This window comes from Actinoplanes oryzae (genome assembly GCF_030757795.1).
Taxonomy (GTDB): domain Bacteria; phylum Actinomycetota; class Actinomycetes; order Mycobacteriales; family Micromonosporaceae; genus Actinoplanes.
The window spans coordinates 1-8,098 of sequence record NZ_JAUQWH010000261.1; the positions used below are offsets into that span (position 1 = coordinate 1).

At 74.2% G+C, this 8,098-nt stretch carries 7 protein-coding genes; 3 read left to right on the forward strand and 4 right to left on the reverse strand.

Annotation, left to right across the window (positions count from 1 at the left end):
- A partial coding sequence (locus tag RBH18_RS41735; RefSeq protein WP_306216046.1) for a DUF6114 domain-containing protein occupies positions 1-942 on the reverse strand: 942 nt, incomplete at its 3' end.
- Between the two features lie 73 nt (positions 943-1,015).
- Positions 1,016-1,642 (reverse strand): DUF6230 family protein, encoded by a 627-nt coding sequence (locus RBH18_RS41740; protein WP_306216047.1) that lies wholly within the window; start codon positions 1,640-1,642, stop codon positions 1,016-1,018.
- Between the two features lie 287 nt (positions 1,643-1,929).
- Between RBH18_RS41740 and RBH18_RS41745 the strand changes: the two genes are divergently transcribed.
- The 3 genes from RBH18_RS41745 to RBH18_RS41755 all read left to right on the forward strand — a co-directional run bounded on the left by RBH18_RS41745 (position 1,930) and on the right by RBH18_RS41755 (position 5,752).
- A complete protein-coding gene (locus tag RBH18_RS41745; RefSeq protein ID WP_306216049.1) occupies positions 1,930-3,186 on the forward strand; it encodes a sensor histidine kinase in 1,257 nt (418 codons plus the stop codon).
- Positions 3,187-3,189: 3 nt separating this feature from the next.
- Complete coding sequence (locus tag RBH18_RS41750) at positions 3,190-5,121, forward strand: ATP-binding protein (RefSeq protein ID WP_306216053.1); 1,932 nt, start codon at positions 3,190-3,192, stop codon at positions 5,119-5,121.
- 136 nt (positions 5,122-5,257) lie between these two features.
- A complete protein-coding gene (locus RBH18_RS41755; RefSeq protein ID WP_306216050.1) occupies positions 5,258-5,752 on the forward strand; it encodes a hypothetical protein in 495 nt (164 codons plus the stop codon).
- Between the two features lie 11 nt (positions 5,753-5,763).
- Here RBH18_RS41755 and RBH18_RS41760 read toward each other — a convergent pair whose 3' ends face one another.
- Together RBH18_RS41760 and RBH18_RS41765 are read right to left on the reverse strand one after the other, a co-directional pair.
- Complete coding sequence (locus tag RBH18_RS41760; RefSeq protein WP_306216051.1) at positions 5,764-7,302, reverse strand: hypothetical protein; 1,539 nt, start codon at positions 7,300-7,302, stop codon at positions 5,764-5,766.
- A 118-nt stretch (positions 7,303-7,420) separates the two neighbouring features.
- On the reverse strand, positions 7,421-8,098 hold a 678-nt coding region (locus tag RBH18_RS41765; RefSeq protein WP_306216052.1), incomplete at its 5' end, for a GNAT family N-acetyltransferase.

The window sequence follows — 8,098 nt, forward strand, 5'->3', positions numbered from 1 at the left end:
GGACGTGGACGGGGATGCGGACGGGGTGGGGGACGGCGGGTCCGGCAGGATCGGGTCGAGGAGGTCGCCGATGCCGCCGATGATGTCGCCGATCGGGTCGCTGTCCCCGGTGCTGCTCGCGCTGGGCGTCGCCGACGGTTTTGCCGTGGGCGGCGGGGTGGGGGACGACGGCGGTTTCGCGCTCGGGGACGGCTTGGCGGCGGGTGTCTTCGACGGCTTCGCCGCCGGGGACGACGGCTTCGTGGTGGTGGGGGACGCGGCGGACGAGCGGGAGGGCAGGCCCTCCGGGCAGTCGGCGGCGCGGGCGGGGACGCGGCCGCCGGCGACGATCAGACCGCCGACCACCAGGGGTACGAGCGTGATGACCAGCGCCTTGCGGGCGGTGCCGCCCCGGGGCTCGTCGCCGGCCGGCGGCGTCGACGGGAACGACTCGGTGTCGTCGTCGCGGAAGCCCGGGACGATGCCGGTGTCCGGGTCGGGCGGCGGCCCGTAGGGCAGGGCGGCGGCCGGGGCTGCCTCCGTGGCCGGGGTGAGCGGCACGGTGTCGTCGGCGGTTCGGGCGGGAGGAGGCGGAGCGGCGGCCGGGCGTGGGGGCGCCCAGGCCAGGACGAGCGCGCCGCCGGTGATGCCGAGCAGCAGGCCGAGGACGAAGCCGCCGAAGTTGAGGCCGACCAGGGAGTACACGGCGGTGAGCAGCCCGATGACGCCGTAGAACAGGCGCTGGCCGGGGGAGACCCAGGTGAGGATGCCGCAGAGCAGCAGCAGCGCCGGCAGCAGGTAGGACAGGAAGCCCTGCGGCCCGAAGTGGACCTCGAGGTCGCCCAGCGACTGGTTGGCGCTGAGGAACATCTCGATGCCGGCGAGCAGGAGCAGCAGGCCGCCCCAGAACGGCCGGGTACGCCGCCAGTGGCGGAAGCCCGCCGCGGTGATCAGTGGAGCCACGTGCCCCCTCCAGCCAGGGACGAGCATGGTGCGGGCCCGCGGAAACGGATGACCGCGGGCCCGCGTACGGGGGTCAGAAGCACTCGGCGGGCTTGCCGTCGGGCGCGATGTTGACCTTCAGGTTGAGGCCGTTGAGCGTGAAGGAGCCGGCCGTGGTCGACACGGCGGTCTGGCGCAGGCCCGCGATGGTGACGTGCTCGGCCTCCTGGCCGAACATGCCGGCCTGGCCGTGGGCGTCGGGGCCGCCCTCCTTGAGGGTGGAGGCGTCCTGACCGATGTTGATGTTGGTGAAGGTCGCGTCGCCGCTGAGCTCGCTGACGCCGATGAGCAGGTTGGTCGCCTTGGCCGGCTTGCCCGCCTCGCGACCGGCCCGGATGGTCAGGCTGACCGGGGCGCCCGGGATCTTGACCGACTGACAGAGGTTGGTGAGCTTGCCGTCCTCGATGCCGGAGATGGCGACCGGGATCTCGGTGCCGTCGACCTTCTTGACCGTGCCGCCGTACTGGGAGAAGCCCTCGCCGTCGAGCTCGTCCGCCGAGATCTTGAACGACTGGCCGGACACGGAGAACGAGGCGGCGAACGCCCCGTTGGCCATGCCGACGACCAGGGCGGCCACCGCGGCACCCGGGACCGCCGTCCAGATCGCGAAGCGGCGCCAGTTGGTGCGACCGTACGCCTGGTCGCCCTGCGCTTCCTTCACCGCATCCTCCTCGTGGGAACGCCCGCGCCGGAGCCGGCCGGTAACGTGCGGGAAATGTTGCTCCTACTCGCCGGTAGCGAACAAGGGGCGCGGCTACTGGCCGGTAACGTCCCGTCGCCAAGATCGCTCACTGTGCGTCACATCCAAGCGCGGCGATACCGGTTCCGGCGGTGTGACCGTCACCACACGTGTGCGTCGGCGCGGTTGGTAACGAATCGATAACGACCTTCAGCTGCCGTCCAGGAACGGGCGTTCAGATCGGGGCGTAACCTGCCGAACCGACACATGTGAGCGAGCTGGTGGGGGAGCGTGCGCGGCTGCGGGCCCTGCACGAGTACCAGCTGCTCGACCGGCCCGCCGGCGACGAGCTCGAGGCCGTCGTCCGGGTCGCGGCCGCCGTGGCCGGCGTACCGACCGCCACGCTGAACCTGATCGACGAGAACCGGCAGTGCCAGCTCACCACGACCGGCTTCACCGGCGGCGACTCGCCCCGGTCCGACTCCATGTGCGCGGTGCACTTCCTCGACGGCGACTTCGTGTGGGTACGCGACGCCCGCGAGCACCCCATGTTCGCGGCCAACCCGTGGGTCACCGGGCTGCTGGCCGACGTCCGCTTCTACGCCTCGGCGCCGCTGGTCACACCGCAGGGACACGCGCTGGGCAGCCTGTGCGTCTTCGACGCCGAGCCCCGCGACCTCACGCCGGCGCAGATCGACCGGCTGCAGGACCTCGCGCAGGTGATCCTCGCCCTCTTCGAGCGCCGCCGGCAGGCCCGGATCAACGGCGAGCTGCTCGTGTCGGCCGAGGCCCAGCACCACGCGCTCGAACGGGCCCACACCGAGCTCGCCGCCACCAACGCCGAGCTGCGCCGCTCCAACACCGAGCTGGAGCACTTCGCCGGGGTCGTCAGCCACGACCTCGCCGCCCCCCTCGCCGTCGTCGGGGGCTACCTGGAGCTGCTCGGCGACGAGTACGGCACGGTCCTCGACCCGCAGGCCCACCAGTGGATCACCGCGGCGGCGCGCGCCGTCACCCGCTCCCAGGCGCTGATCGACTCGCTGCTGCAGTACGCCCGGGCGGGCAGCTCGCCCTGCCGCCGTACGGAAGCCGATCTGTCCGAGGTCGCCGACCAGGCGCTGATGGACCTGCGCGACGTCATCGGGTCCGCCGGGGCCGCCGTGACCGTCGCACCGGACCTGCCGCACCTGGCCGGCGACCCGGTCCTGCTGCGCCAGCTGCTGCAGAACCTGGTCGGCAACGCCGTCAAGTACCGGCGCCCGGACGTGCCCGCCCGCGTCCGCGTCGCCGGGCAACGCCGGGGCGGCGACTGGCTGATCACGGTCGCCGACAACGGCATCGGGATCGCGGGCCCGGACCGTGAGCGGGTGTTCGAGATGTTCACCCAGGTCGACACCGCCACGGCCGGCTTCGGGGTGGGCCTGTCCACCTGCCGGCGCATCGTCGAGCGGCACGGCGGCCGGATCTGGGCCGAGGCCACGCCGGGCGGCGGCACCACCGTCGCGTTCACCCTGCCGGAGGCCTGAGTGATGGGCACCCTGCAGCGCCGCGTGCCGGCCGGGTGCGTGCTGCTGCTCGTGCTGTTCGCGGGCTTCGCCGTGGCCCAGGCCGTCGTCACCGATCGGCTGCAGACGCGGCACACCGCCCGCGCGGCCCGCATCGAGGCGGCCCGCGACGCCAACATCGCGGTGCTGCAGCACCTCACGGACGCGGAGACCGGCGTCCGCGGCTTCCAGCTCACCGGGCACGAGGACTTCCTCGAGCCGTACGACCACGGCCGCGCCGGCGCGTTCCAGGCCCTCGACGCCGTCGCCGCCACCACCGCCGACCCGGACGTGCTGCGCCTGCTCGGCGAGGAGCGCAGCGCCGCCTCCCGCTGGCTCTACGCGTACGCCACCCCGATCGTCGTCGGCGGCGAGGCCGACCCGGACTACCCGCTCACCCAGCGCGGCAAGGACATGTTCGACCGGATACGCGCCGCCAACGCCGCCGTGGACGCCGCCATCCGCGCCCAGCAGCAGTCCATGGCCGCCGCGGACCGCCGCGAGGCCCGGCTGGTCCAGCTGCTCGTCGCCGGGCTCGGCGGGCTGCTGCTCGCCGGCGCGCTGGGCGTGGGCTTCTGGGGCTACCGGTACGTCCTCGCGCCCCTCGACCACGTCCGGCTCACCCTGCGCCGGCTGGCCGGGGGCGAGCTGTCGGCGCGGGCCGTCCCGTCCGGGCCCGCCGAGATCCGCACGCTGATCGGCACGCTCAACCACCTCGCCGCCGAGACCGAGCGCCTGCACGCCGCCGACGCCGCCCGGCTGCTGCGGACGGACCTGCGCCAGGCCGTGGCCCTGGAGCTGCGCGAGCACACGCACCCCGGCGCCACCGCCCGCCGGGTCGCCGCGATGATCGGCGAGGCCCTGCACGCCGACGCCGTGCACGGCCGGTTCCTGCTCGGCGACGACCAGGCCGTCGACGTGACGTGGCCGGCGCGGGCGGCGGCGCTGTCCGCGCGTACCGTCCAGGACGTCGTCGCCGGCGAACCGGGAGCGGTCCGCGACGTCCCGCACCAGGCCGGCGCGATCGCCGTCACCCTGGCCGGCGACGCCGACTGCCCGCCCGGCCTGCTCTACGTGGTACGCCGCGACCGGCCGCACTGGGCCGACGACGAGCGCCGGCTGCTGGCCGCCCTGGCCCGCGAGATCGACCACGCCGCCCGCCTGCAGCGCCTGCACGACCGGCAGAACCGGCTGATCCGCGACCTGCGCGTGCTCGACGAGCGCAAGGACGCCTTCGTCGCCACGGTCACGCACGAGCTGCGGACCCCGCTGACCAGCATCCTGGGCTACACGGAGATGCTCGCGGACGGCGACGGCGGCGCGCTGAGCCCGCTGCAGGAACGCGGCGTCACGGCGATCCTGCGCAACGCCCACCGGCTGCAGGCCACGGTCGCGGACCTGCTGCTGCTGGACGCCTCCGGCACGCCCGGGGAGCCGGCCACCCCGGTGGACCTGGCCGCCGTCGCGGGGGCTGTGCACGCCGAGTACGCCGCTCAGGCGCGTACCCGGGAGATCGGTTTCTCGGGCGAGGCCGCGGCCGCCTGGGTCAAGGGGGACGGCCGCCGCCTCGAACGGGCGCTGCGCAACCTGCTCGACAACGCCCTCAAGTTCACCGGCCCCGGCGGCAGCGTCAGTTACCGCGTCACGGTCGCGGGCGACACGGCGACGCTGACGGTGACCGACACGGGCATCGGCATCCCGGCCGGGGACCTGGCCGACCTGTTCACGCCCTTCCACCGGGGCGCCAACGCGATGGACCAGGCGGTGCAGGGGCCCGGCCTCGGCCTGGCCATCGTCCGCACCATCGTCACCGAGCACGGCGGCGACGTCCAGGTCACCTCCACCCTGGGTGCGGGCAGCACCTTCACGATCACACTGCCGCTGACGGCCGTGCCCGCGCCCGTCCCCACCGCGTGACCGATCCTCGTCCGGTCGTGTCCGCCGCCGCCTCTGCGGGTTGCCGGCCGGTTCGCACCCAGGCGGCTGCCGTACCGCACCCGTTCCGCACCCGGGCGGGCCGACGCTGAAGACTCCGAAGATCAAGGAGACCTCAATGCGTCGTCGTATCGCCCTCGCCGCCGTGCTGGCCGTCGGTGTCGCCCTGCCCGCCGCGACGGTCGCCGGGCAGGCCGCCTACGCCAAGCCGCGCGACTCCGTGAGCGCCCCGGCCAAGAAGAAGCAGACCACCGCCTTCGCCGCCACGGGCACGGTCACGGCCGTCGACACCACGGCGGGCACGGTCACCCTGTACGCCAAGGGCGGCACGAAGAACGTGCGCCGCCAGACGGTCACGGTGTCCGTGCCGGAGGAGGCCAAGATCCGGGTCAACGGCCGCAAGGCCACCCTCGCCGCCGTCGCCGTGGGCTACCGCGTCGAGGTCGCCGGCCGCGGTGACGGCACCACGTGGACCGCCGCCGTGCTCGCCGCCAAGGGCAAGCCCGCCAAGCCGGCGCCCGAGGTCACCCCGACCCCGTCCCCGTCCGTGACCCCCACCCCGTCCCCGACCACCGAGCCGGGCGACGACGACAGCGGCTCCTCCGACGACTGACCTGCTGTTCCTCAGTTGTTGCGGCGGCGCAGGGCCGCGACGATCGTAGTCCCGGCGAGGAGGAGAGCGAGCCCGCCGGCCGAGATCGTCGCGGCAATGGTGCCGGTGATCGGAAGTTCGCCTCCGCCGCCGGTCGCGGTCAACCTGATCGCGGCCCGGTTGTTGCGCAGGTTGCGGTCCACGCCGGCGCCGTCGCTGGTCAGGGCGACCTCCACCGAGCCCGCGTCCTCGTGCACGGCCCGGGCGACGCGCACGGTGAAGGAGAAGGTCAGCTCCCGACCGGGGCGCAGCGTCGTCGAGCTTTGCCGGCAGTAGTACTCCGGCGGGGAGAAGCCGGCGGGGGCCGTCGAGGGCGGCGCGTCGTAGACGCCGTTCAGTGACATGCAACGCTCGTCGGCGGAGACGACGGACACGGCCGCGGGCAGGATGATGTGAGCGGTGGGGTAGTTGTTGTCGAAGGGCGGGTAGCGCAGTGTGCCCGGTCCCCGGTTGACGAGTCCGACCGCGATCGCGTGCTCGCCCGGTGTGCCGGGGATGGTGGCGCCCATGGCCACCACGTCGGTGCGGCGGCCACCGGCGACGGTCACGGTGGTGTACGAGCCGTTGTCGTCGTCGTCCAGATCGGCCTGCGGCAGGTCGGCCGCCGCCGCGGCCACCACCTTGCCGAGCGGCAGGTCCGGTCCGGTGCCCGGGCGGCCCGGGGAAGGATCGCCGTACGCGGCCTGCATGTCCTCCCATTCGGCGGCGGTCAGCCATTGCACGCCCAGAGACGTCTGGCTGGCCGCCACCGCATCCGGCGGCATCCGGAGGGTGAACGGCGCGGAGATCCGGTACGTGGCGCCCGCGGCCAGCGTCGTGTCGAACGTGCAGGCCACCGCGTAGTCGTACGTGCAGTTGCCGTAGTTCGTCCGGGCGAGCACCTCCGCGTCGGCGCTGAACACGGCGGTCAGCCCGTCGACTGCCGTCGTCCCGCTGTTGCGGACCGCAGGACGCAGCTGCACGGCACCGCCGGGGGCCACGGTTCGTGACCTGTCGTCGACCGCGGTGAGGTTGACGCCCTCGCCGATGCGGATCGTGGCGGACTCGGTGGTCGTGGGCCCGTCCTCCACCTGCGTCGCGACGGACAACGTGCCGCTGTCACCGGCCGCCGCGTCGTCCCTGGGCGTCAGGCCCAGCGAGACCAGGGACCACGTGAAGTAGCCGTGCGGGCCGTCGTCGTCGGGGCGCTGGAAGACCTGGTGCGGGCCGGGCACGACACACCGTACGACCGTGCCGGTCGTGCACTGCTCGCCGCCGACGGTCACCTCGGCCACGCCCACCTCGGAGGTGTCGATGCTGAGGGTGATGCTGTCCGCCCAGCCCGCCTCGTCGGCGAACAGCAGGACGGCCAGGCCTTCCTCAAGAGTCTTCCCGCCGGCCGGCAGCGTGAGATCGCGGAGGTAGACGCCGCCTTCGACGCCGGGCGGGGCCGCCTGGGCCGGGGCCGGCAGCAGGGCGAGGGCCGCCGCGGCGAGCATCGTCAGGGCGGCGGAACGGTGTGACCGATTCATGGGTCCCCAGGTGGGCGCGAGCGGACTTCCTTGCTCATGCCTACCAAAAGGTACAAACCGGCACGCGGGTTCACCGGAATCCCGGCCGGCACTGACAGGCGGGATTACGCCCGTCTTGTCAGGCGGGGGTGACGCCCGCGAAGGTGACGGGGGTGCGGATCGCGAAGCCCAGGTGCTCGTAGAGCCGGATCGCGCCCGTGTTGTCGGCGGCGACGTGCAGGAAGGGCAGGTCCCCCTCCGCGCGGAGGCCGTCGGTCACCGCCGCGATCAGGCGGGTGGCCAGGCCGGCGCCGCGGAAGGCCGGGTCGGTGCAGACCGCGCTGATCTCGGTCCAGCCCGGCACCCGCATGCGGCGGCCCGCCATGGCCACCAGCGCCCCGCCCCGGCGGATGCCGAGGTAGCCGCCCAGCTCGACCGTGCGCCGCTCGAGGGGGCCGGGCCGGGTGCGCTCGCGCAGGTCCAGCATCTCGGGCACGTCGCCGGCCCCCAGCGCCACCGCCTCGGCCGCGGGCGCCCCGGCATAGCCGGGCCCGATCAGCTGGAAGCCGGGCAGCTCGTCGCCGGCCCAGCCCGCCGGCACTGTGAGCCCCGGCGCCGCCACGATCACCCGCTCCCCGGGCTTGACCAGCTCCCGGAGATCCGCCCAGGCGGCGGGGTCGCCGGGGTCGGCGACGGCCGCGAACGGGCTGACCTCCGGGTCGAACCGGGCGGCCCGCCCGTGCCGGGTGCCGAAGGCCGCCTGCGGCCCGGTCAGCGCCGCCCAGAGCGGATTGTCGAGAAGCTCCACAGCACAAGA